Genomic DNA, 21,797 nt, shown 5'->3' with positions numbered 1-21,797 from the left:
TTGTTTATCATACTGGTATGCGTGTGAGAAGTAAAGGGGGAATCCCTTGCAGTTTGTTCCAGTCTCTCGTAAAATACACTACAAAACGTAATCATTCTTATTCGCGAAAGGGGATGTTCCCATGGTCACAACCCGAATGAAATGGCCAACAAAAGAAGAGAGGCACACCCTCTTTGGATCTGTACCTCCAGCACCTGGTACAAAGCCAACACAAAAAGAAGAGATGGTCGATCTTCAAAATGAGGACAAAGACTTTTTGTTTTCTATACAAGCTGTGGGCGTCTCTCGAGTGAAGCACCCGATCGTTGTCGTATCGAATAATGATCCGCAACGGCAAACTACTATAGCCGAATTCACCATGACTACCTCACTTAGTCGCGAGCAAAAAGGCATAAACATGAGCAGACTTACAGAAGTGCTCCACGAGTTTTACGAGAAAGAAGGCTTTGTGCTTTCACTGGAGAATATAGCTGCTTTTACAAAAGAGCTGGCCGATAGAATGAATCAACAGTGTGCTGATGTTGAAGTGAGCTTTCCATGGTTCATTGAGAGGAAAAGTCCTGTTTTAAAGAAGGCAGGAATGATGCATGCAAAAGGCACCTTGAAAGTATCTTACGATGAGACAAAAGGAATTCGTTATAGAGGTGGGATTGAAGCGGCTATTACGACACTCTGCCCTTGTTCAAAAGAGATTAGTGAATATAGCGCCCACAATCAGAGAGGGTTTGTCACAGTTGAGGCTGACTTTGATGGACATAAGCTTGGAGAGTCGTGGAAGGAATGCCTTTTAGGTGCTGCAGAATCAAATGCCAGCTCCATGTTGTATCCGGTTTTGAAACGTCCGGACGAAAAAGCGGTAACAGAGGGCGCCTATGAAAACCCTAGGTTTGTAGAAGATTTAGCGCGACTTGTTGCAGCCGATCTTTATGAAGAAGAGGCAATTACATGTTTCACGGTCGAATGTCGCAATGAAGAATCGATACATCTCCATGATGCGGTTGGAAGGATTGAAATAAATAAAAAAGAATAGATAAAGTGCCCGGACGATTGCTCGCATCCGGGCACTTTTGTGTGTGGGTTTATTCATGTTTCAATGTGTTGATGATTATTTTCATATTGGCTATCCGGTTAAAAAGAGAATCAAAGCCGTAAATAAGAGAACTGAAACCGTGAATGCAAAGCGCGAACCTGTCAATTCGTTATCATAAGCCGTTAAATGAGCACCTCAACCCGTAAATCCCCCACCATCACACTGAATGTGGAGCTACCTCCTTTCCCTCTTTCCCCTTGAATTGGGGGGATTCCCCCTTCGTTTTGAGACAGCTGAAAAGTCTGAACTCATTTCAGCGCCTCCTTTTTTCTGTATATGAACATGGATATACGAAGAAGTAGGTTAAAATACCTAATTACTTTCTGCAAAGTGCAACAGAATGACCTACTTGTCGCCACTGTCCGTTGGGATATTATGTTAAACTTAATGCATATACAATGTATGAGGTGGCGGTTCGATGATTATGGTAAATATGTTCTTCGCTATCTTAGGATTGGCTTTTTTAACTGGAACTCTACTATGGTTTTTGATGGCGATCCTCCGTGGCAAAAAGTCGCACTACTCCTGGATGATTTTAGGTTTCGTCGTATTCTTTCTTACCGTAACCCTTAGTCAAGTCGGTTTTTTTCTAATAAATTAATGAAGGAGTGGCGTATACATGACAGGATGGTCTTTGTTTTTCACGATTGTATCGGCAAGTTTCTTTGTGTTTTTTCTTGCTACATTTATCTTGGAGTTGAAAAAGCGAAAAGAGGATCCGGCTAGAGATAAGTGGTCCTTGACGTTATCGGGGAGTATGGCGGCTGTGGCAACCGTATTTCTTATCCTCCGTTTTTTCTAAAAGGATACTAAAGGTGTTGAGGTGTATTGGTCCGTTTCCTCTTTTAGCAACAGGGGGTGTTTTTTGTGACGAAACGATCCATTTTTTTAGCTACGGGAATCGCACTAATGATTCTTTTTGGCGTGGGAATGGTGTATGAATGGTTTGTTCTTGACGAATTTGATGTGAGGGGATTCATTGTAACAAGCGCGATGACGATCATGCTTGTTGTTTATTTGAACGAAAAAAAGGGCGAGGTTGCCGGAGAAAAACGTCTTACTTTTGCAAAAGTACAGGAGAAAGTGGAAGAACGCTTTGATCCTCTTGTGGCCAAAGAAGTGATCGCTATTTTAGAAGAAAGACGTATTGTCCTTGAAGATAAAGGGTTCCGTGAATGGTTGAGAGACTTGAATTTTGACGTGCCTGGTGAGCTTAGTGAAAAGGGGGCGGCGATTACACTCTATGACAAAAATCCCGGTTGGTTTGAACGAGAAGTCAAGCGATTGGAAGACGAATCCGAGCGCTCTTGGCGTGTGCAAACAGAGGAGCTCGAGCAGTTGGATGAACGGGCAAGAAAAGCACAGCTTGTAGTGAGGGAGCGGTTGACAGAGATCGTCTGGGAGATTAAAGATGGGAGCGAGGCGTAGTGACGTTATCTGTTCTTAAGGCTGAGGAAGTGACCCCAACCATGCTGGACCTCTTCGATCGCACACAAGAAACAGTCACTGTGGTTGCGTTGGAAAACGACAAATGGATGGAGAAAGAAGACTCGTTTAAAGAACAGTGGTCCTTAACTGAAAAAAGAAAGATCGTGGCTCATATCCTACATACAATAAACACAGGCGGAAATGTGGTCGTTGCTAAAGAGCAAGATCAGGTGGTTGGTTTTGCAGTCCTTGAGGCGGGCCATTTTGGTAAGACATCAGTTTATAAAGAACTCTCTTACCTTCATGTGACAAAAGCAATGAGAGGCAAAGGAATTGGGAAACAGCTTTTTGTTATGGCAAAAAAGATAGCTAAAGAATCAGGTGCAGAGAAGCTTTATATCGGCGCTCATCCAGCCATCGAAACCCAGCAATTTTACAAACGGGCAGGGTGTGTGCCGGCAAAAGAAATTCATCTGCCCATTTACGAGAGAGAAAGAAGAGACATTCAACTAGAGGCAGTATTATAAAGGAAAGGACGTGTCCATCATGCAAAAGCAGTGGCTCGACTGGGCCAGGCGGATTCAGGCGCTTTCACAATCGGGGCTCGCATTTTCAAAGGATGCGTTTGATCGTGAACGATACGAGGAGTTAAGAGAAATCAGCGCCGAGATGATCGCTTCTCATACAAACGTGCAAAAAGACGACGTGATTCACATGTTTAAAGAAGAAAAAGGGTACCAAACGCCAAAGGTAGACGTTAGAGGCGTGGTTTTTAAAGAGAATCGCGTGCTGTTGGTAAAAGAAAAAATGGATCAGAAGTGGGCGCTACCTGGTGGTTTTTGTGATGTAGGACTTTCTCCAAGTGAAAACATCGTCAAAGAGATCAAGGAAGAGGCAGGGTTTGATGTCACACCGACTAAGCTACTAGCCGTGTTGGACACGAATAAACATGGACATGAACCGCAACCGTTCCACTTCTATAAACTGTTCATTCAGTGCACAATCACCGGGGGCACGGCGAAAAAAGGCTTGGAGACGGGTGACGTAAGGTTTTTTGGAGAGCATGAATTACCAGAGCTATCTCTTAGAAGAAACACTCCCGTTCAATTGAAGATGGTGTTTGAGCATTTTAGAAATCCTAGTAAAGAAACGTTGGTAGATTAAAATATACAATAATTATAAAGGTGATCAAAAAATGTTTTTAAAACGAGTAACGCTCCAACATGATAGGATTGCGTCTTATAAGGAATACCCCTACTCTATTCCAACAATTAAACACCTTGACCAGTTAGAGTTGACGAAAAAGGTCACGTTTTTTGTGGGTGAAAATGGCTCGGGTAAATCCACACTGTTGGAAGCCATTGCGGATAAATGCGAATTTAATACAGCTGGTGGAGGGCGTAACAACGCTTATGATTTAGAGCGATCGGAGTCGGCACTTGGAAACGCCATACGACTTTCGTGGCTACCGAAAGTAACGAACGGCTTTTTTCTTCGAGCGGAATCGTACTACCATTTCGCTTCACATATCGATGACGTTGGAGCACAAGAAGGATACGGTGGGAGATCGCTACACGAACAATCCCATGGGGAATCCTTCTTTTCTCTTTTTTCGAATCGATTTAAAGGAAAAGCCATTTACTTGTTGGATGAACCGGAAGCTGCCCTTTCGCCCCAACGACAGCTTTCTTTCCTTAAATTGATTCATGATTTGACGACTAAAAGTGATTGCCAATTTATTATTGCCACACACTCTCCAATTCTATTAGGATATCCTGAGGCTACAATCTTCAGCTTTGATAATGGAAAAATAGCAGAGACGGAATACGAGAGTACCGATCACTATCAAATAACAAGCTATTTTTTACAAAATAGAGAGCGGTTTTTGCAGGACATTTTTAGAGAAGATTGACCGGAAATGAAAGGGGGCTCCTAAGTCGTTCGGAGCTCTTCATTTTTGGTGTAATGGGGGACAGAGAAACATGGTGAAACAAATCATTTTTATAATTGCTCTTCGTAGTCGTGTCCCTTTATAGGAAGGGGATGATTTCCATTATGTGTGTGTTTGACTAGTGTGACAATAGTGGATAAAGGTGGAATTGGATGAAAGAATCACGGAAGAGAATGATTCCATTAGGATTGATTGGAATCATAGTACTAGGTGGGGTCTTTCTTCTACAAGATCATGAAACCAATTCAAAGAGTAAGGAAGAAAGAAAAGAACGGTTTTTGAGTGATTTTTCAGCTGATCTAGAAGAGGCGGTTACTCACCTTAACCGTATAACGAATAGTGATTACGAAGACTTGGAGTCTGAACTACATGAGTTAAACACGATCTTTGTGCGGATGGATGAACGCCTTTATGAGGAAAGTGAACAAACCAATGAAGTGGAGTACTCGAAGCTTTTCGATGAGTTCACGTTTCTGACAACAGGCCGGTATGAAAAGGATGGTGTGATTGTTTACGAAGGGGCTCCATTTTACGAAAACGGGAAGTTGTCAGGGGGAGAGCGAGCGTTAATTCACATTATTGCAACGGACTTGCATGATGCCTCTCATTTTTTCATCCAAGATGAGATTGATACATATGAGGCGTTTCATGACCAAATCAACCGTGTCGCTGAGCAAGACCATCTAGCATTCTACGAAAGAGTATTAGAAAGGTATAGTGACACCACGCTCTATGATTCCTTTCATGGGATGATGAATGTACAAGTGGATCGGAATGAACAACCTTATTCAGTGATTAAGATGGAAGAAGGAGTATTAAGTGAAGACGACGGAATCGTTGTGTTTACAGAGGAAAACAGTCAGGGAGAACAAATCTTTTTGGCATACTTTGAAAAAGTAGACGACCAATGGTACTGGCAGCAGAGCCTGGGAGCAAATGTGAAAGAAGGCCAAGTCAATTGGACAGCTTCCCAGCGCTTTCCACATTTCTATGTAGGGATCATCCATGATGAAAAGGTTGATAGGGTAGAAGTGGGTGGACAAGAAGCAGACATCATTCCCGTTAAAGACGGTGCGCGATTTTGGTATGTTCATGCGTCTGACGGAGACGTGGTTTATGTGAAAATAGACGGAACAAACCGTATTGTGGAACGTTTAAATTATTAAGCGAGGAGGCGGTCGTTCATGCGCGTTGTATTTATTCTTTTATCTCTCATTCATCTTCCGTTTTTGCTACAGTATGCCGAATATTATGAACGTTTTTATGGTGAACTTCCTTTTTCTTTTGAGGGGTTTAACACCATCTTGTTTTTACTCGGCGCCGTTGTCATCGGTTGGGTTGCAAGCAAGGTGCCAGTGATTTTGTTTTTGGCAGTGAATGGTGTGATTGTCTTAACATCGATAGGGTTAGCGGAGTGGCTGTTTTTGGATGAACATGCGTATTGGTTTAAACCTGTTACGCCAACGATGTCCACCCTCATTTTTACACTGATGTATATTGCCTTACAAGGGATTGCGAGATGGGGATTCACTGTTTCAACGCATTTTAGAAAAACGGGTGAGCTCAAATAAAAAGAGGTTGATCCAATCCAGTTGGGTCAACCTCTTTTTCATTATTCATCAGGGTTAATCACAATCTCCACTCGGCGGTTTTGTTTTCTCCCATCTTCATCTTCGTTTGAAGCAATCGGATCCGTTTCTCCAAGGCCGGTTTGTTCGATTTCAAGTCCGCTTAAATCCCCATTTTCATTCAGATAAGAGCTAACCGACTCTGCTCGTTCCTCTGATAGGGTCAGGTTGTAATCGGCACTTCCTTCATTATCCGTATGTCCTTTAATGTGAACGTTCGTCCCTTCTTCAAGGTTTTCTAAGATGGTGATAACGTCGTTTAAAACGTTCTCGGATTGAGACTTTAGGCTACTTTCGTCGAAATCAAACAACACATCGTCAGGGAGATGTACTTTCGTTTCATCACCGGAAGTGGTCAAGTTTCCTTCGTCCGGTGCTTCAAAATTAGGTGTGTCCGGGTAGAGGATCAATTCGATCTTTTTCCCATCTTCCTCATCAACTACGAATTCTCCAGACATGTTTTCGTAGTTTTCACCGTACAACGATTCGGCTTGTCCAGGAAGCTGGTTGAGATTCATAGCATCGCTCTCTAGTAAAATGAAGCTTTCTGCAGTCAGATCAAGGTAGCCGACGCGTAAGAGAAAACTCCCGTCAGGCTCGACTAATGTTTTGTATGGAATCCATGTTTGAGGGGTGGTGGCGTCCTCTGTGGAATAGTAAATTCCTCTTAGTCGTGTTCCTTCAATGAGGTTGGTTTGTCCTTCAATGTAAAAGTAACGGTGATCATTTGTAACAGACGTCTCAATCCATATTTCAGTGTCTCCATAGTCAGAGGTGCGTTCCATGCTCTCTGGGACGAAGATGGAAAATTCCTTCTCATCGTCAGTAACGTAGATCGTTTTGTTCGCATACAGTTTTTGTCCCTCTTCCCGTTGAAGGTTTTCCGTCTGATACACTTGTGGCCCTATTAACTGTTCTCCTTTTTCCCCGTATACAGCTGAGAGCTCGTCAGGTTGGTGACTCGGGTCTACGGTAAGCTCCACATCTATGTATCTTTGTTCAATGTTAGGAGGAGTGAATTGAAACTCGAATTCTCCATCTTCATCTACTTCGGTCCGTTCACTCGTTTGCCCAATTGGAGGCCTAATCCGAAAGGGATCCGAATATAATTGCGCACTGACGATCGTTCCTTCGTGCAAGTTGCTCGTACCTTTAATGATAATGGTTTCGTCTGTTGCTTCAATGATAGCCTCGAATCGGTTTTCTTCCTCAGTTAACGCTTCTTCCGTAAGCTCGTATGCTTCATCAATGGGATCTTCTTCGTTGGTATCGTTTAATTCTGTTGTTATACGATCTTCTTCCATTTCTCCAGTGGTTTCGGACTCTTGTTCTTCATCTGAGCAGCCAGCCAGGATGAAAAGGAAGACAAAGACTAAAAAACCATATCTTTTCATCAAATCAATCCTATCTTTTTTACTTATATCTTTGTATACAATAGATGAGTATCCATGTTTTTGCAATCATTACCAAATACTATTTTCGTAGAATTAAAACAGTGGTTCTTCTTTGTCGGTAAATGATTGCAGTGGTGGGATCATGAGAAGTAAGACCCCCATTACAAGTGCGGCTACACTCAAACTCGTAACCAAAGAAGGTTGAGCGATGAGAAGGAATGAATAGAATAAGATGGTGACAACAGGCGCGAAACTACCTAGCCACAGCCTGTTTCTCTTGGTCATTATTCTTTTTGCAGTTAGGGCAAGTAGTAGACATCCCAACGCTAAATAAGAGCTCTCGATATTGAAACGTACGGTCACAGTGGTAACAAGAGGGCATAGTTTTGAGGCACCTTATGAATTTGTACATGTTAGTGCTCCTTTCGAGTCGTTTAACTGGCTTTCATTTGTTCAGGCTCTTCTTTGTAAAAATCAATGTATCTCTTGTTCATCACGGCAAAGGAGAAGACGAAAGCTGAGATAAGCATGATGAGCGCTAACGTAACGATGGTTAGACGAAGGCTCATGAGGTCCGCTGTAATCCCGATCGCTAAAATAAACACGACCTGAAACACGCTTTGAATTAACTGAAAAATGCTTGTGACTCGGCCCATCACCTTTACGGGGACGTTATTCTGGTAAAACGTCATAATCCCTGCATTTAAAAAGACATTAAAAAATCCGAGAATCGTAAAGCCGACAGCAATAGAAAGAAACGACCAAGAAAAAGCATAAATTACATAGCCTGTGGTCATCATCATCAAACCAACTACGATCATGTACCGAAGGGAAAGGCGACTGGAAAACAAGGACAAGAGGGCTGCGCCTATAACGGAGCCGATTCCTGTAATACTGATCAGCAAGCTGTACTCTACTTCGGTCATTCCGATCACTTGTTGAGTAAATACAACTTCTTGTGCATCCATGGCAAAAGAAAACAGCATAGTGGCAATAAAACCGAGATAGACGAACGCAACATACTTGTTCTTTAACACAAATTGAACCACAACGGTGAAATCGCTCATCACTTGGGCAGATGTGAGTGCCGGAATCATTTTTTTGTCCACGTGTTCGTTCTCAGGTAAAAACAGCAAGAGAATAGCAGCTATTAAAAAGAACGCGCTGTTTAGCCAAAGGGTCGTGTCGATGGATGTTAAAAAAATCAAAGCCCCACCAACGGCCGGACCTACGATGAACGCACTTGAAGACGTGAAGGAGCGAAGGGCGTTAAATCGTTTCCGCTTTTCTATTGGTACAACCATGGTCACATAGGTCACTGAAGCGGGACCGAAAAAGGATTTAGCTACACTCAACAGGACTAGGACGGTGTAAATCGCAACCATATTCGGAGCGAAAGGAATCATTAAGATGAAGGTCGCTCTCAACACGTAAGTTACCATGATTACGCTTCGTTTACTTCTGTAATCAATGAAACTACCAGTCCAAAACTTCGTCACAATGTTGGTCAAAGGACCAATGATCCATAGGCCCGCAACCGCGGTAGCAGATCCTGTCATTTGGTAAACAAGAAGGTTAATCGCTACTAAATAAATGAAATCTCCAATACTAGCAATCCCCAGTGAACCAAGGAGAAGCCCCGGATCGCGCCACGCTTTTAAACGATTGTTCATATGAAAATCCCCTTATGTAAAGTTGGAGGAATATACCATTTTTAGTGTATCACATGAGGGTGGTTTGTTGGGTGAGAAGTAGATAAGGTTGTCAGGGGGGAGGCGGTGTTTCGGTATGCGTCTGCATTTATTCCTACTGGTTATGCACTGAAAGTTCGATTATACATTAGTTTAACGCTTTGGAGCAGGTGGTTAACTTATGGATGCTTCTATCTAAGGGAGTGCGATTAAAAAAAGATGACTTCGATGATACTGTTTACTACTAGAAATTTATGGGAAGTGTTATGATGATTAAAAGAACGGTGAAAGGTGTGAAAAAGATGTCTGTTATGAAAGCAAGACGTATAGGCAAAGTAAGAAAACACCTGATTTCCCAAAAGGTAAAAGTGAACCCTGAAACACTGGTGCTGAGGAAGGGAGCGACTAGTGAGTGGACAAAAAACACACCTTTAGATGAATTCAAAGGAGTATTTTCTATCTCTAGCCCACAATGTGATGAAGAAATGGAAACAGCGCACAAACGCTATGCCCAATGTGTTGATGATGAAAGGAATCACTTGTGACTATGGTGAAAGAATAATTGATCTTGGATTCTCATTTAATCATCAGCCTCCTAACAGCAGATTTAAACTTTTCAAAGGCAGAAGCTGTTTTCCATCTTGCAGAAAAAGACATCATTCATCTTTATCTCTCAAGTCATGTAGTAGTGGAAGTAATCGTCTTTTTTGGAGCTAAAAGGCTAATCGCTTACGATAGTGATGGGAGGCCGAGAGAACGTAATCCTATCCCGATTAAAAACATCACCGACATTTTAACGCCCTTTTTTGAAAAAAATTTCTTCGTACACCCTGAGAAAGAAAACTTCCTACGTATTTTAGATAAATTCTCCCAACAGCAAAAACTCTCAACCATCTACGATCTTTTTATTATTTATGAATCTTCCACCCTCGGTTTAAATCTCGTGTCAGAGGATAAAAAACTTCGCAACCAAGAAGATTTTATAGGTTATTCCGTTGATGATTTGTTACATAAATACAGTTAGTGAATAACCGTTTCATTTTAAAGATGTGAGTATGGTTTTTCCACTTTAGTAAAGGGCGTATCCAAAAGCTTCTCTATCTAAAGAACTTAAAAACCCCGATCCACAAAAGAACCGGGGCTTCAATAAATCACCAATTACTCAAGGATTCAGTTGTCTCTTAACCTAATCTCCGCTTAACTTCCAACCTTCTGCCTGCCAAACATCCGGATCAGGGTTAGGACCGTCTCTGAATACGTATCCGTTATCACCTTTTATGCTTACCCGGTCAATGTACCAGCCTCGCCCGTTTGCTGAAGCATCTGTTTCATAATGAAAACGAATGAGTGCATCGCCATTGTATTGTTCTAAGTCATATGCTGCATCCACCCATTGCCAACCTGTGGATCCGGTAAAGACACCGTCGTGTTCATGAGTCGTTTTCTTGGCGGAGAGCTCGCCTTCAAGAAGTTCCCATGAGCCTCCCTGGTCCGTGGAAATTTCAAGATAACCAAAGTCACGCGGAATGTCATCGGCGATATCGAACCACGTTTTAAAGGTCAGCTCACTGTTCTCATCAAGAGTGACAGGAAGAGTCAAAGTGTGGTTCTTGTCTCTTCCATTTCCGCTGAACCAAGCTTCCTGACCAGCTGCAGGTCGAACCGGCAATGCTCTTGCTGCTTGTTGAACAACATCTTGCCTTTCGGGGTTGATAGAAGGTCCGTTTCGAGTAGGATGAACCCTGTTTGTAAAAAAGATAACAATCGTATCTGTAATCGGATCAACCACAAAGGAAGTTCCAGTAAAACCCGTATGCCCAGCAGCTACAGGTGAGGAAAGACCCTCCATATACCAGCCCCGGTTTAAGTTAAACCCAAGCCCTTGACCCAAATTTGTTTCATCTGTCATTTGGTCAGTGAGCATGAGAGAGACAGTTTCTGGCTCAAGCATGCGGGTATTCCCGTACCTGCCACCGTTTAAGATCATTTGAGACAGTATGGCAAAGTCGTATGCTGTACTGAACAGGCCTGCGTGACCTGCAACACCATCCATGGCATATGCTTTTTCATCATGAACCGTACCCCAAGCCATTTCTCTTCCAGACCATGGTGAATGCTCTGTTGGAGCGACTCTTGGCAAAACCTCTTCAGAAGGATTAAACATCGTGTCATCCATACCAAGAGGGTTAGTGATGTGATTGTAGATATAAGAATCCAATGATTCCCCAGAGATTTCTTCAATTAAAAGCCCCAAGAGGATCATGCTCAAATCACTGTAAACCATCGTTGTACCCGGCTCATTTTGCAGCTCTAATGTATATAAAGCTTCAAGTCTCTCTTCTTCGGTGTCGTAGTGATCCAAAGGATGAGATGAGGCTAGACCGGAAGTATGGGTTAATAACTGTTTAACCGTAATCTCTTCTTTACCCAAAATACCAAAATCAGGTATGTAAGTCGCTAGTGTATCATCTAGGCTGACTTGGCCTTGTTCTACCAGTTGCATCGTAGCTATAGAGGTGACAATCTTCGTTAGAGAGGCAAGATCAAAGATCGTATCTTTTTCCATAGCCAGCTGCTCCTCTTCGGGTAAAATCTCTGTATCGTTCTTATAAACATAAGCTTTTCCGTAGCCTTCATGTTTTACGATACGCCCGTCTTTAACGACCATGGCAACGGCTCCGGGATACTTGTTCTCATCAATTCCGTTTAGAACCACATCGTCAATGTTTTCTAAATATTCCTCGGTCATTTGAACCTGAGACGGATGCCCTTCTCTTATAACCCTGTTTGGTTTACCGGCTCTGTCCCATGCTTTTGCCCAGTCTGGAGCGGATACTTGTGCAGGAAGTGAGCTTGGTTTCCCGTGATAAAACTGCTCCTCCTCAATGGAATGGGGTGGGGCAATCTGTTGTGCTGATGTAAGTGACTGGGGAGTGAAGGTTGTTCCTAGTAAAGCTACGCATAAAAGACCGACTATACCTTTTGATCGTATTCGTTTCATGACGAACCTCCTGAATATATTATCTAAATATTCTATAAATTAATTGTGAGGGAGTCGAAAGGTTTTAGCATGAGAAGTTCTTCCTTTTCTGTTGGCAAAACTGGTAGGTTGGACGGAGGTCGTTTGTACTTTTGTGGTTAGGAAGAGGGAAATGATATTAATATCATATGAAAAGTCTAGCTTGTATTGCTTAAGGTGAAAATCCGAAGGTGTCTGCTGTCCTATTGACTGAAACTTCCCCAAGGAGGCACTGAAATTGCTCAATGCCTCATCCTATTCGATCTTCACATTTATTTTATCGACGGCATTATACCCGTACCCTTTCCGATTCCAAAAGGATTTGGTAGGCTGTACCTGACCTGATTCGTCTGTTGATTTGCTAAGAATAGTGTACTCGCCTGGCTTGGATACCTCCCATTCGTAAAACCAGCGCTTCCAGTGGTAGTTGCCTTCACCGACATGATTTAGGTCGGCTTCTGTCCATGAGACTCCATTATCGACACTGATCTCAACTTTCACTATTTCATCACTTCCGCTCCAGGCGATGCCTTCAATAACATGGGTTCCTCTTGAAAGGAGATCTCTATCTGTTGGACGAAGGATCGAACTGTTCACATTTATTACCCTTACCGGAAAGGAGCCTTTATCACTGTCTTTTTCCGGATAATATACATAATCTTCTGCTTGGAAAGGGCCTCGATAATGCTTATCGGAGACTTCAATTTGTTTAATCCACTTTACCGAGGCCATTCCATACCAGCCTGGTACAATCAACCTTAGAGGAAAACCGTGTCTAAAAGGGATCGGTTTGTCGTTGTATGCATAGGCAATCAGCGTATCGGTGTGCATCGCTTTCTCAAGGGGCAGGCTCCTCTTATACGAAACAGGTTCGTCTGAATTTGCTCTTTTACCTTTGTCATATCCTTCGACGACAACTTCAACAGAGCCTTCTTGAATGCCTGCCATAGTAAGAAGTGTCCTCAGTTGAACGCCTTGCCAGTTACCTTGGCTCATTGCTCCTTTTCCCCACTGTTCACCAAAAACCTCCGGCTCAAAAAGGCTCCGTTTATTACCGGCGCACTCCAGTAATGTAGAAACAGTGATAAAGGGTAAAGCGTATAATTGTTGCAGAGACAGCCACAGTGGTGTCTTCACATTTCCTCGGATTGGAATCCAATAGTTAAATGAGGCAAGGGAGGGATAGGCAAAATGATTTCTTTTAAAGTGATTGCGGGCAGATGTTATTCCAGATTCAATAAAATGAATTGGGCTTTCCTGATTTTCTGGCACAAGCCCACGGGTAGTGAGGTAGGGCCTTACAAACAAGTAGGGCATAATGACCTCCTAAAGAGTATAGTAGCTTCTAAAGAAGATATGTTGCGTGAGCCCGTCAGAATACCACTTATACATTTGGGGTGCATTTGTTAATGATCTCTACATGAACTTAAAGGAAGATAGGTGGTGAGAAAGTTGATTCTATGTAAAAAAACCTTCCCAAGCGTAGGCTCATTGCTCCCTCCGGCTTGAGAAGGTATTTAGTTTAGAAAATGTTTAACTGGGCAGAGACGAGGATGAGAAGTTGGATGAGAAGCTGAATGTTGATGAGGAGTTGAGTGTCTGTAGATGTGATATTCACATCTTTGGAATCTTCAACGATAACTTTTTGATAAGAAATCTGCTTTGACTTAACAGACTGCATTAAATCGCTTGTAATGCTCTCAGCACGATCCGAGTCAGCGATAGAGATGCTGATCAAGATGACGATCGCTGCTTGTAGGGCAGCCTGAAGGTTAATAGCTGCTTTCGTATCGGTCGTTGTAACGTTAACATCACAAGAGTTTCGTACAATGATTAGCTCTTCAGATAACTGAAGTGATTTATTTTGGAATGTGGTGTCATTGCTATCACTTTCACAACCGTGTAATGGATGTTTTGCCCCGCTCAAAGCGTTCCAGCCACATCCATCATGTTTGTTAGAAAAGAACATATTCTTTCACCTCCTTTCAATACTAGAATATGAGGAATCTTTCTTTTTGTTTGGACAAACTATCCAGTAACTCTATCTATTTTTTCTATTTATTTTATTTGATAGATAGGGTTTATTTTCTGACTTTTGGCGAGAGGTTGGAGCGTTTCTAGTAGGACGTGCAGCAGGTTTTTGATTAATAGTAGGGGAACCATCTTTTTTCTCCGTTTTATCAACGAAAGCTTTTACTTCTTGTTCCATTTCTTTTACGATGGAGCGTAGTCTTTCTTTTTGCTTCTTAGTAAGTTTTGATTGGGCTTTCTTTACATCGTGTTTCTGAAAAGTGCTTTCTACTAACATTTCTAATAGTTTTTTGTTGAATTCCATAGGATCCCTCCTTTCTTAAATAATTATGGTTACGTGATAGTCTATGAAAATAGGATGAAAAGGTATAGACAAAACGCTTAATTTACTAGAAAATATGCGATTACCTCAGATTCTTTTTACGTGCCAATGAATAGTGAATTCGAGAGTTTCAGTGCAGGTTATGTAAGAGAAAAATAAAGGAAAACAACTAGTCTTATTTCTGGTAGTTTATGTTAAAGTAGAATTGGCTTACTCCTTCTTTACGTGGAGGAGGATCATGCAACCTGTTTATGCAAGGAAGCTCTTGTCTACATACATAAAATGCTAGAAAGGTGTGACTTCACAGTGAAACACGCAGCACCTGTGGGACTACTTATTCAAATGACTTATCTACTGTTCACCATCTCCGTGGATTTTCTTTTTTTAATTGAACGAACAGCGCTCACAGCCTATCAATTTGGCATCTCCATGATGGTAACGGCGATCCTTACGACAACCCTTGGAATCATTGGCCTGTCTTCACGTCACCGCCTGACCATGTCCGGTTGGGTTACGGCAGTAGGCCTTCTTATGGGAGCGTGGTTTGTCTTTGCCTTTCTTTTGCCAGAGGCAGGGATCCCACCGGAAATCCCTTGGCTATATCCGGATATGGAATAGCCATGCTAAGCAAATAGATGTTAGGAGGAATCATCATGAGCTTTATAAAAGACGACTGGTTTACAGTTACTCAAATTGATGAAGCAACCTATGCTATCAGTGAATTTGGTCATTGGGAAAAAGTCCATTCCTATCTTTTGATTGGGAGGGATAAGGCAGCTCTTATCGATACTGGTCTTGGCATTGACAATATAAGAAGAATTACGGACCAGCTCACGTCACTGCCGATTACGGTCCTTACAACCCATGTTCATTGGGATCACATTGGCAGTCATGGAAAGTATGCCGACATTTTCGTTCACGAACAGGAAGAAGGGTGGCTTGTAAATGGAATTAAAGGGCTACCGATTGAGCAAATAAGAAATGATGTGGCCAGAGACATCACGCTCCCCACTCCCCCTACTTTCAACCCTAAAACGTACCGACCTTATCAAGGAAAACCTAAAGGTATACTAAAAGACATGGATACCCTGGATCTGGGAAATAGAAATCTTCAAATCTATCATACGCCAGGCCATTCCCCTGGTCATGTGGCGATCTTTGACATGAAAAAAGGATATTTATTTTCAGGAGATCTCATCTATGATGAAACGCCAATCTATGCCTTTTTTCCAAGTACAAGCCCGGAAGACTTGGTCCGCTCCCTTGATAGAATGGCCAATCTCACAGAAGTAAAAAAAATATACGGAGGACACAATTCTATCGGACTAGACTCGGATATCTTGGATGAGGTAAAAGAACTAACGACTTATCTCAAAAAGTACGAGTTGATTAGATTCGGAACAGGGGTTCATAGGATTGGAAGATTTAGTGTGCAATTCTAGGCTGAATAGATATGTAAGCATGTGAAGAAAGACAGGCTAAAAAGACCCCGGTCCACAATGAACCGGGGATCTTCGCAAACAACTTTTACCTCATCGCAACCCCCGTCAAAAACGACATCATCACGTGCGTTCCAGCCTTGACCGTCATTCCACTCACGTCCTTGTCAGGATCCAAGCACACAATATCCATCGCCATCACGTTCGGATTCTGTCCGCACACTAGCGCCGAGTCAAACAGCTCATCCGTCCGCATCCCTCCCGGTGTCGACGCCGGAACCCCCGGCGCATAGGCCATATCCAACACATCCATGTCGCAGGTAAAATAAACACGATCCACGCGTTCACTCAAGTCCTTCAGCGCTTTTGCCACCGTTTCTGCAACGCCGTTTTTACGGGCCTGTTTAAGCGTCGTGTAGTGGATGCCGTTTGTATCAGCGTATTTCTTTAAATCAGGTGTGTTGTAGAAGCCGTGCAAGCCGATCGTATGAATGTGCTCTCCTTTTACAAGCCCTGATTCAATGATGTTTCGTATCGGAGTACCGTTCGCAGGACCTAGCTCCTTCATATCTCTTAAGTCAAAGTGAGTATCCAGTTGAACGATTCCAATTGAGAGTTCCGGTGACGCCGCTTTGATTCCTTTGACAATCATGGCCGTAATCGAGTGATCGCCCCCGATCGCAACAGCCACACTTGAAGGATGTGTTTCTGCCACGGACTTGGCTGCCGAGGTAATGTTTTTGTGGCACCTTGAGATGTCCGTTACATGTTGTTTGACATCCCCTAAATCATACACCGTGAGTCGGTTTACATCCACATCTTCGTCTATGTTGTATGTCGTAAAACCCCGCCATGCCCGACGGCACGCTTCCGGGAATAGAGAGGCGGCCGATGCACTGATTGAGGAGCGGGAGAGAGGAACGCCGTAAAGAACCGCGTCTGCATCCTCCGTTTTTTTTCCACTAACCGGTCGAATCCATTCGTGAACTTTTTCTGGTCGGTCTCTTACCTGATTCCATATAAACGGTGGAGGTTCAAGCCCTTCGTAATGCCCGTTCACACGAGAACCCCCTTATCCACAACCACACGGCCGTTTTTTATCACAGTTTCTGTATGGTTTACGCCGTACAAATAAGTAAACTGCATGTGATTCGGGATGTCCCAGATGACGAGATCCGCTTTTTTTCCAGCTTCAATGCTTCCTATTCGATCCGCCCGTTTGATCGCGTGGGCAGCGTTAATGGTGGCTCCCACGATCGCTTCGGCAGGTGTCATGCCCATCGTAAGGCTCGCCAAGTTGATCATGAAAGGCATGGACGTACTTGGAGAGGACCCGGGATTACGGTCGGTAGAGAGGGCAACCGGAACGCCCGCATCAATCATCTTCCGCCCATTGGCAGCCTCAGTCATGAGAAAGAAGGCTGTTCCGGGAAGAAGGACCCCTACGACCCCTTTATGAGCCATCATGCTAAGTCCCCGGTCAGATACCTTTAAGAGGTGATCGGCAGAAACGGCGTCCACTTCTGCGGCAATTTCAGCTCCTCCGTAAGGTTCGATCTCATCAGCGTGGATTTTCGGGACGAGTCCGTGTTTCTTTCCCGCTTCCAAAATTCGAAGCGACTGCTCAGGGGTATAGACGCCTCGCTCACAAAACACATCGTTGAATTCCGCAAGGCCAAGCTCGGCTGTTCGTGGAATCATCTCTTCAATTAACTCATCCACAAACCGGTCTGGATGAGCTTTATCCTCTTCTGGTATCACATGGGCACCCATAAACGTACTCACAATGTCGATCGGATGATCAGCGTTCAACTGATGAGCCACTTCCATTTGCCTTCGCTCTACTTCCCATTCCATGCCATATCCGCTCTTTGCTTCGACGGTAGTGACCCCGTGTTTTAAAAAGGAATCTAGACGTGGGCGGCTTTCTGCGTATAATTGCTCAGCTGATGCAAGGCGTGTCGATCGAGTAGTAGCGTGAATACCGCCCCCTTTGGCCATGATGTCCATGTACTTGGCCCCTTGAAGTCGCAAGTTGTATTCATTTTCCCGACTTCCCGCAAATACGAGGTGAGTATGTGGGTCCACAAGACCAGGTGCCACGACTTTGTTTTTCGCGTCGATGACACTAGCGTGATCAAGAAGGTCGGCGTACTGCCGTTCGAGTTTCTCGGTCGAGCCCACATCTACAATTTGGTCATCTTTGATGAGGACCGCACCGTCTTCAATGATGTGAAGGTTGTTCATGGCATCTTTTGTGGCGGGGTGTTCGGAATGTCCTTTAACTGTAAGTAATTCACTGGCATGTTTGATAAATGTGTAGCTCATTGCGATTCTCCTTTCTTTTTAAGAAGGCATTGAAAAAGTTGAAGATCGAACTTTTTCAGTGCCTTCTTTTAAGCATGGGAATGTGGATTCCTTTTTCGTGAGCCGTATCGATGGCCTTAGTGTAGCCCGCGTCAGCGTGACGGACGATGCCCATCCCTGGATCTGTCGTAAGAACGCGCTCAAGACGTTCTTCCGCTTCCTTTGTCCCATCGGCGACGATGACCATGCCGGCATGAAGGGAGTACCCCATTCCTACACCGCCTCCGTGGTGGACGCTCACCCAGCTTGCTCCACCGACGCTATTGATCAAGGCATTTAAAATCGGCCAGTCTGCAACCGCGTCACTTCCGTCTTTCATCGCTTCTGTTTCTCGGTTCGGAGATGCAACAGATCCGGAGTCGAGGTGATCGCGCCCGATTACGATCGGGGCTGACAGCTCGCCGTTTGCGACCATTTGGTTAATGATTTTTCCAAAGCGTGCTCGTTCGCCGTATCCGAGCCAACAAATGCGGGAGGGAAGGCCTTGAAATTGAATTTTCTTCTGAGCCATGCGGATCCAGTTGCACAAGTGCTCGTTGTAGGCAAATTCCTTTAAAATGACGTCGTCGGTTTTACGAATGTCTTCAGGATCCCCGGACAGAGCGACCCAGCGAAACGGTCCTTTTCCTTCACAAAATTGAGGGCGAATATAGGCAGGTACAAATCCCGGGAAGGAAAAGGCATCTGTGACCCCTTCGTCATGAGCCACTTGTCTGATGTTGTTGCCGTAATCAAACGTAATTGCCCCTTTAGCTTTCATCTCAAGCATGGCTCGGACGTGCTCCGCCATGCTCTCTTTTGCAAGAGCGGTGTACGCTTTTGGATCTCGAGAGCGCAGAGAAGCTGCTTGTTCCAAGGTGAAATCTTCTGGGATGTAGCCGTTTAACGGATCGTGAGCAGACGTTTGATCGGTCAGGACATCAGGGGTGAAGCCTTGTTTCACCATTTCGGGTAAAAGTTCGGACGCGTTCCCGAGAAGGCCGATGGAGAGGGGCTCACCCAGGGTTTTTGATTGTTTCGCCAAGCGAAGTGCCTCATCCAATGAGTCGGTCGATTGGTCGAGATAGCCTGTTTCTAAACGCTTCTCGATGCGAGAAGGATCCACTTCAATGGCGAGGCACACGCCTTCATTCATAGTCACCGCAAGTGGCTGAGCTCCACCCATTCCTCCGAGCCCGGCAGTCAAAGTGATCGTTCCTTTTAAAGAACCGTTATAGTGCTGCTTTGCAAGCTCAGCGAACGTTTCGTACGTTCCTTGAACGATCCCTTGACTGCCGATATAGATCCAGCTTCCAGCTGTCATTTGTCCGTACATCATTAGTCCTTTTTGGTCAAGTTCATGAAAGTGATCCCAATTGGCCCAAGCGGGTACCAGGTTAGAGTTGGCAATGAGAACACGAGGGGCGTTTGAATGAGTACGAAAAACGGCAACGGGTTTGCCTGATTGGACGAGGAGAGTCTCATCATTTTCAAGTTGTTTAAGACTGTCGGTGATGGCATGGAAGGACTCCCAATTTCGGGCCGCTTTTCCGATGCCACCGTAGACGACAAGGTCGCTTGGATTTTCGGCTACTTCAGGATCCAAGTTGTTGCATAACATGCGGAGGGCAGCTTCTTGAATCCACCCCTTTGTTTCAAGAGCAGTGCCACGCTTACTTTTGATCGTTCCCGTTTTTTTCATATTTTCACCTTCCTATATGGTTGTTACTGTCAGTATAGAAAGAAGAAACGTTTGAAAATAGTGGACGTATCGCAAAAAAAGAAGACATATCACGGACAATAGAGAAGTGAAAAGAGAAAAAGATGCACTTTTACACAAAAAGGGGTAAAAATCACGAAACCGAGCCCTTCGTACGGTCTTGACGAGATCTGGTTCACTGTAAGACTTTCCAGACATAAAGTTAAGAAGGGACTCTATCTTTTTTTGAGTGACTTTAATAAAACGAAAGGGAGGAGAGCAGATGGAAAAAGTCCTGTTGTTTTGCGATCCGGGAATTGATGATTCGGTGGCGATTATGTATGCTCTTTTGCACCCTGATATTGATCTTGTAGGGATTGTGACAGGGTACGGGAATGTGGATCAAGAACAAGCAACGAACAATGCCTTATATTTGTTGAGTCTGGCGGGGCGAGAGGACATTCCTATTTATTCTGGTGCCAGGTTCCCTTTGTCTGGGGAAGTTGCCGTATTTTATCCGGAAATTCACGGAGAGGACGGGCTTGGTCCAATTGAACCGCCTGATCAAATCAAAGGAGAATTACTTAACTTTACCGATCTGTTTGATGTGATTGAAAGGTACGATGGGGAGCTTACGATTGTGGATGTTGGAAGGCTCACGTCTCTTGCCATGGCGTTTATTCTTGGAGGAGAAGTGATGGAGAAAGTGAAACAAATCGTCATCATGGGTGGGGCTTTTTTAGCGTCCGGGAATGTGTCGTCTCTCAGTGAGGCGAACTTCTATGGCGATCCGATCGCTGCCAATTTGGTCATGACAAGAGGAGAGAGGGTCACACTTGTGCCGTTGAATGTGACAGATTACGCCCTTGTGACTGAGGAAATGATTGAGGAAGTGACCGAACAAGATTTTAATACATTTACAGAGCTGATTGAACCGATCTTTACTTACTATGCGGACGCTTACTCACGTCTTGTCCCAGGGCTAGAAGCGGCAGCTCCATTTCATGATGTAGTCGCGTTAATGGTCCTAGTAGAACCTAGCATGTTTGACTTTATTGAAAAGCCAGTCACCGTGTCGATCGATCCGGCCACCCGTGGTCAAAGTATTGCCGATTTTAGACCTAGAGCCCAGTGGGAAGGGGATGTCCCTGTTGTTCGTATTGCCATGGAGTTTACGTACGATCGTTTTGCGGACAGCATTATAAAAACGATGACACGAGGGTCCGAGTAGGAAGGGGACCTACTCGGAAATATCCCACCCTAATGCCAATTCTTCAATTTCTTTATCACCCATCGTTTCTGTACGTTTGCCGATTGGACGCCCTCCGAGTCGTGCATAAAATTTAACGGCGGGGTTGTCTTTGATCACCCACACCATGACCGAATCGTATCCTTTTATTCGCAAAAAAGAGACGAGGTTGTGGGTGAGGTGTTTTCCTATCCCTTGCCCTTGAGCGTTGTTAAGGACATATACGGCATAAATCTCTCCGTCAAATCCGTCAAACTCTTCACTGATCCGGTTTGGACCTCCTGTAATAAAACCGACCACTTCGCCTCCGTCGTTCTCAGCTACATAAATAGCCCGATCGCCATCGATGGTGGAAAGGGCCCGACGCCACATCTGTTCTTGCTTTTCGTAGGTTCTGCCTTCTAATACTTCGTCCGGGACAAGGCCTTTATACGTTTCATTCCAACTGTCTACATGAACGCGAGCGATGCCTCTGGCGTCTTGTTGTTCCGCTTGTCTGATTCTCATCGA

24 protein-coding genes are annotated in these 21,797 nt (G+C 44.1%); 14 read left to right on the top strand and 10 right to left on the bottom strand.

Features of this window, described 5'->3' with window-relative positions; genetic code table 11:
- The first annotated feature begins 121 nt into the window (after positions 1-121).
- The 9 genes from folE2 to G476_RS0116095 all read left to right on the top strand — a co-directional run bounded on the left by folE2 (position 122) and on the right by G476_RS0116095 (position 6,040).
- Entirely contained in the window at positions 122-1,030 is a 909-nt protein-coding gene (folE2, locus tag G476_RS0116135) for a GTP cyclohydrolase FolE2 (RefSeq protein WP_026691009.1), read from the top strand.
- 478 nt (positions 1,031-1,508) lie between these two features.
- Positions 1,509-1,691 (top strand): hypothetical protein, encoded by a 183-nt coding sequence (locus G476_RS0116130; RefSeq protein ID WP_026691008.1) that lies wholly within the window; start codon positions 1,509-1,511, stop codon positions 1,689-1,691.
- Positions 1,692-1,709: 18 nt separating this feature from the next.
- Entirely contained in the window at positions 1,710-1,892 is a 183-nt protein-coding gene (locus G476_RS0116125; protein ID WP_026691007.1) for a hypothetical protein, read from the top strand.
- Positions 1,893-1,957: 65 nt separating this feature from the next.
- A complete protein-coding gene (locus G476_RS0116120; RefSeq protein ID WP_026691006.1) occupies positions 1,958-2,518 on the top strand; it encodes a hypothetical protein in 561 nt (186 codons plus the stop codon).
- Positions 2,518-3,045 (top strand): GNAT family N-acetyltransferase, encoded by a 528-nt coding sequence (locus G476_RS0116115; RefSeq protein WP_026691005.1) that lies wholly within the window; start codon positions 2,518-2,520, stop codon positions 3,043-3,045. The genes G476_RS0116120 and G476_RS0116115 overlap by 1 nt, the downstream gene beginning before the upstream one ends.
- A 19-nt stretch (positions 3,046-3,064) precedes the next feature.
- Positions 3,065-3,682, top strand: a complete 618-nt coding sequence (locus tag G476_RS0116110) for an NUDIX hydrolase (protein WP_026691004.1) — start codon at positions 3,065-3,067, stop codon at positions 3,680-3,682.
- A gap of 31 nt (positions 3,683-3,713) precedes the next feature.
- Positions 3,714-4,430, top strand: a complete 717-nt coding sequence (locus G476_RS0116105) for an AAA family ATPase (RefSeq protein WP_026691003.1) — start codon at positions 3,714-3,716, stop codon at positions 4,428-4,430.
- A 191-nt stretch (positions 4,431-4,621) separates the two neighbouring features.
- On the top strand, positions 4,622-5,635 hold the full coding sequence (locus G476_RS22975) for a hypothetical protein (RefSeq protein WP_051314878.1): 1,014 nt from the start codon (positions 4,622-4,624) through the stop codon (positions 5,633-5,635).
- Positions 5,636-5,653: 18 nt separating this feature from the next.
- Positions 5,654-6,040: a hypothetical protein gene (locus tag G476_RS0116095; RefSeq protein ID WP_026691002.1), complete on the top strand. Its 387-nt coding sequence runs from the start codon at positions 5,654-5,656 to the stop codon at positions 6,038-6,040.
- A gap of 41 nt (positions 6,041-6,081) precedes the next feature.
- Here the strand turns inward: G476_RS0116095 and G476_RS22970 are convergent, their stop codons facing one another.
- Both G476_RS22970 and G476_RS0116085 read right to left on the bottom strand, forming a co-directional pair.
- Positions 6,082-7,491, bottom strand: a complete 1,410-nt coding sequence (locus G476_RS22970; protein WP_051314877.1) for an OmpA family protein — start codon at positions 7,489-7,491, stop codon at positions 6,082-6,084.
- Positions 7,492-7,925: 434 nt separating this feature from the next.
- Positions 7,926-9,164 carry an MFS transporter gene (locus G476_RS0116085; RefSeq protein ID WP_026691001.1) on the bottom strand — a complete coding sequence of 413 codons (1,239 nt, stop codon included), beginning with the start codon at positions 9,162-9,164 and terminating at the stop codon, positions 7,926-7,928.
- A 320-nt stretch (positions 9,165-9,484) separates the two neighbouring features.
- Here G476_RS0116085 and G476_RS0116080 point away from each other — a divergent pair, with 320 nt between their 5' ends.
- Both G476_RS0116080 and G476_RS0116075 read left to right on the top strand, forming a co-directional pair.
- Positions 9,485-9,727, top strand: a complete 243-nt coding sequence (locus G476_RS0116080; protein WP_156906611.1) for a hypothetical protein — start codon at positions 9,485-9,487, stop codon at positions 9,725-9,727.
- Positions 9,728-9,744: 17 nt separating this feature from the next.
- On the top strand, positions 9,745-10,206 hold the full coding sequence (locus G476_RS0116075; protein WP_026690999.1) for a hypothetical protein: 462 nt from the start codon (positions 9,745-9,747) through the stop codon (positions 10,204-10,206).
- Between the two features lie 162 nt (positions 10,207-10,368).
- Here the strand turns inward: G476_RS0116075 and G476_RS22225 are convergent, their stop codons facing one another.
- The 4 genes from G476_RS22225 to G476_RS0116055 all read right to left on the bottom strand — a co-directional run bounded on the left by G476_RS22225 (position 10,369) and on the right by G476_RS0116055 (position 14,536).
- A complete protein-coding gene (locus G476_RS22225) occupies positions 10,369-12,183 on the bottom strand; it encodes a serine hydrolase domain-containing protein (protein ID WP_051314876.1) in 1,815 nt (604 codons plus the stop codon).
- A gap of 273 nt (positions 12,184-12,456) precedes the next feature.
- A complete protein-coding gene (locus tag G476_RS0116065) occupies positions 12,457-13,518 on the bottom strand; it encodes a sulfite oxidase (RefSeq protein WP_026690998.1) in 1,062 nt (353 codons plus the stop codon).
- Positions 13,519-13,723: 205 nt separating this feature from the next.
- Positions 13,724-14,170 (bottom strand): spore coat protein, encoded by a 447-nt coding sequence (locus G476_RS0116060; protein ID WP_026690997.1) that lies wholly within the window; start codon positions 14,168-14,170, stop codon positions 13,724-13,726.
- Between the two features lie 72 nt (positions 14,171-14,242).
- The gene (locus tag G476_RS0116055) at positions 14,243-14,536 is read right to left on the bottom strand and encodes a hypothetical protein (RefSeq protein WP_026690996.1); all 294 of its coding nucleotides are present in this window, start codon (positions 14,534-14,536) and stop codon (positions 14,243-14,245) included.
- A gap of 324 nt (positions 14,537-14,860) precedes the next feature.
- Here G476_RS0116055 and G476_RS22220 point away from each other — a divergent pair, with 324 nt between their 5' ends.
- Positions 14,861-15,172 (top strand): hypothetical protein, encoded by a 312-nt coding sequence (locus G476_RS22220; RefSeq protein ID WP_035187198.1) that lies wholly within the window; start codon positions 14,861-14,863, stop codon positions 15,170-15,172.
- 35 nt (positions 15,173-15,207) lie between these two features.
- Positions 15,208-15,996, top strand: a complete 789-nt coding sequence (locus G476_RS0116045; protein WP_026690995.1) for an MBL fold metallo-hydrolase — start codon at positions 15,208-15,210, stop codon at positions 15,994-15,996.
- Positions 15,997-16,081: 85 nt separating this feature from the next.
- Here the strand turns inward: G476_RS0116045 and G476_RS0116040 are convergent, their stop codons facing one another.
- From G476_RS0116040 to hutU, 3 genes are read right to left on the bottom strand one after another with little or no spacing between them, the layout of a single operon-like run.
- On the bottom strand, positions 16,082-17,053 hold the full coding sequence (locus G476_RS0116040; protein WP_026690994.1) for an agmatinase family protein: 972 nt from the start codon (positions 17,051-17,053) through the stop codon (positions 16,082-16,084).
- Entirely contained in the window at positions 17,050-18,321 is a 1,272-nt protein-coding gene (hutI, locus tag G476_RS0116035; protein WP_026690993.1) for an imidazolonepropionase, read from the bottom strand. Before hutI ends, G476_RS0116040 begins: the two co-directional genes overlap by 4 nt.
- Before the next feature lie 55 nt (positions 18,322-18,376).
- Positions 18,377-20,041, bottom strand: coding sequence for a urocanate hydratase (gene hutU, locus G476_RS0116030; protein WP_026690992.1), 1,665 nt, complete (start codon positions 20,039-20,041; stop codon positions 18,377-18,379).
- Between the two features lie 280 nt (positions 20,042-20,321).
- On the opposite strand from hutU, the gene G476_RS0116025 reads away from it, so the two are divergent.
- Positions 20,322-21,269 carry a nucleoside hydrolase gene (locus G476_RS0116025; RefSeq protein WP_035187196.1) on the top strand — a complete coding sequence of 316 codons (948 nt, stop codon included), beginning with the start codon at positions 20,322-20,324 and terminating at the stop codon, positions 21,267-21,269.
- Positions 21,270-21,278: 9 nt separating this feature from the next.
- On the opposite strand, the gene G476_RS0116020 is transcribed toward G476_RS0116025, so the two are convergent.
- Entirely contained in the window at positions 21,279-21,794 is a 516-nt protein-coding gene (locus G476_RS0116020) for a GNAT family N-acetyltransferase (protein WP_026690990.1), read from the bottom strand.
- Positions 21,795-21,797 lie beyond the last annotated feature (3 nt).

It is taken from the genome of Alteribacter aurantiacus DSM 18675 (genome assembly GCF_000429705.1).
GTDB classification, from domain to species: domain Bacteria; phylum Bacillota; class Bacilli; order Bacillales; family Salisediminibacteriaceae; genus Alteribacter; species Alteribacter aurantiacus.
This window is presented reverse-complemented; position numbering and strand designations above follow the sequence as displayed.

What these genes read in the sequence shown, in the direction of transcription:
- folE2 (WP_026691009.1), top strand. Translation starts at nt 122, where the DNA reads ATGGTCACAACCCGAATGAAATGGCCAACAAAAGAAGAGAGGCACACC.
- G476_RS0116130 (WP_026691008.1), top strand. Translation starts at nt 1,509, where the DNA reads ATGATTATGGTAAATATGTTCTTCGCTATCTTAGGATTGGCTTTTTTA.
- G476_RS0116125 (WP_026691007.1), top strand. Translation starts at nt 1,710, where the DNA reads ATGACAGGATGGTCTTTGTTTTTCACGATTGTATCGGCAAGTTTCTTT.
- G476_RS0116110 (WP_026691004.1), top strand. Translation starts at nt 3,065, where the DNA reads ATGCAAAAGCAGTGGCTCGACTGGGCCAGGCGGATTCAGGCGCTTTCA.
- G476_RS0116105 (WP_026691003.1), top strand. Translation starts at nt 3,714, where the DNA reads ATGTTTTTAAAACGAGTAACGCTCCAACATGATAGGATTGCGTCTTAT.
- G476_RS22975 (WP_051314878.1), top strand. Translation starts at nt 4,622, where the DNA reads ATGAAAGAATCACGGAAGAGAATGATTCCATTAGGATTGATTGGAATC.
- G476_RS0116095 (WP_026691002.1), top strand. Translation starts at nt 5,654, where the DNA reads ATGCGCGTTGTATTTATTCTTTTATCTCTCATTCATCTTCCGTTTTTG.
- G476_RS22970 (WP_051314877.1), bottom strand. Translation starts at nt 7,491, where the DNA reads ATGAAAAGATATGGTTTTTTAGTCTTTGTCTTCCTTTTCATCCTGGCT.
- G476_RS0116085 (WP_026691001.1), bottom strand. Translation starts at nt 9,164, where the DNA reads ATGAACAATCGTTTAAAAGCGTGGCGCGATCCGGGGCTTCTCCTTGGT.
- G476_RS0116080 (WP_156906611.1), top strand. Translation starts at nt 9,485, where the DNA reads ATGTCTGTTATGAAAGCAAGACGTATAGGCAAAGTAAGAAAACACCTG.
- G476_RS22225 (WP_051314876.1), bottom strand. Translation starts at nt 12,183, where the DNA reads ATGAAACGAATACGATCAAAAGGTATAGTCGGTCTTTTATGCGTAGCT.
- G476_RS0116065 (WP_026690998.1), bottom strand. Translation starts at nt 13,518, where the DNA reads ATGCCCTACTTGTTTGTAAGGCCCTACCTCACTACCCGTGGGCTTGTG.
- G476_RS0116060 (WP_026690997.1), bottom strand. Translation starts at nt 14,170, where the DNA reads ATGTTCTTTTCTAACAAACATGATGGATGTGGCTGGAACGCTTTGAGC.
- G476_RS0116055 (WP_026690996.1), bottom strand. Translation starts at nt 14,536, where the DNA reads ATGGAATTCAACAAAAAACTATTAGAAATGTTAGTAGAAAGCACTTTT.
- G476_RS0116045 (WP_026690995.1), top strand. Translation starts at nt 15,208, where the DNA reads ATGAGCTTTATAAAAGACGACTGGTTTACAGTTACTCAAATTGATGAA.
- hutI (WP_026690993.1), bottom strand. Translation starts at nt 18,321, where the DNA reads ATGAGCTACACATTTATCAAACATGCCAGTGAATTACTTACAGTTAAA.
- hutU (WP_026690992.1), bottom strand. Translation starts at nt 20,041, where the DNA reads ATGAAAAAAACGGGAACGATCAAAAGTAAGCGTGGCACTGCTCTTGAA.
- G476_RS0116025 (WP_035187196.1), top strand. Translation starts at nt 20,322, where the DNA reads ATGGAAAAAGTCCTGTTGTTTTGCGATCCGGGAATTGATGATTCGGTG.
- G476_RS0116020 (WP_026690990.1), bottom strand. Translation starts at nt 21,794, where the DNA reads ATGAGAATCAGACAAGCGGAACAACAAGACGCCAGAGGCATCGCTCGC.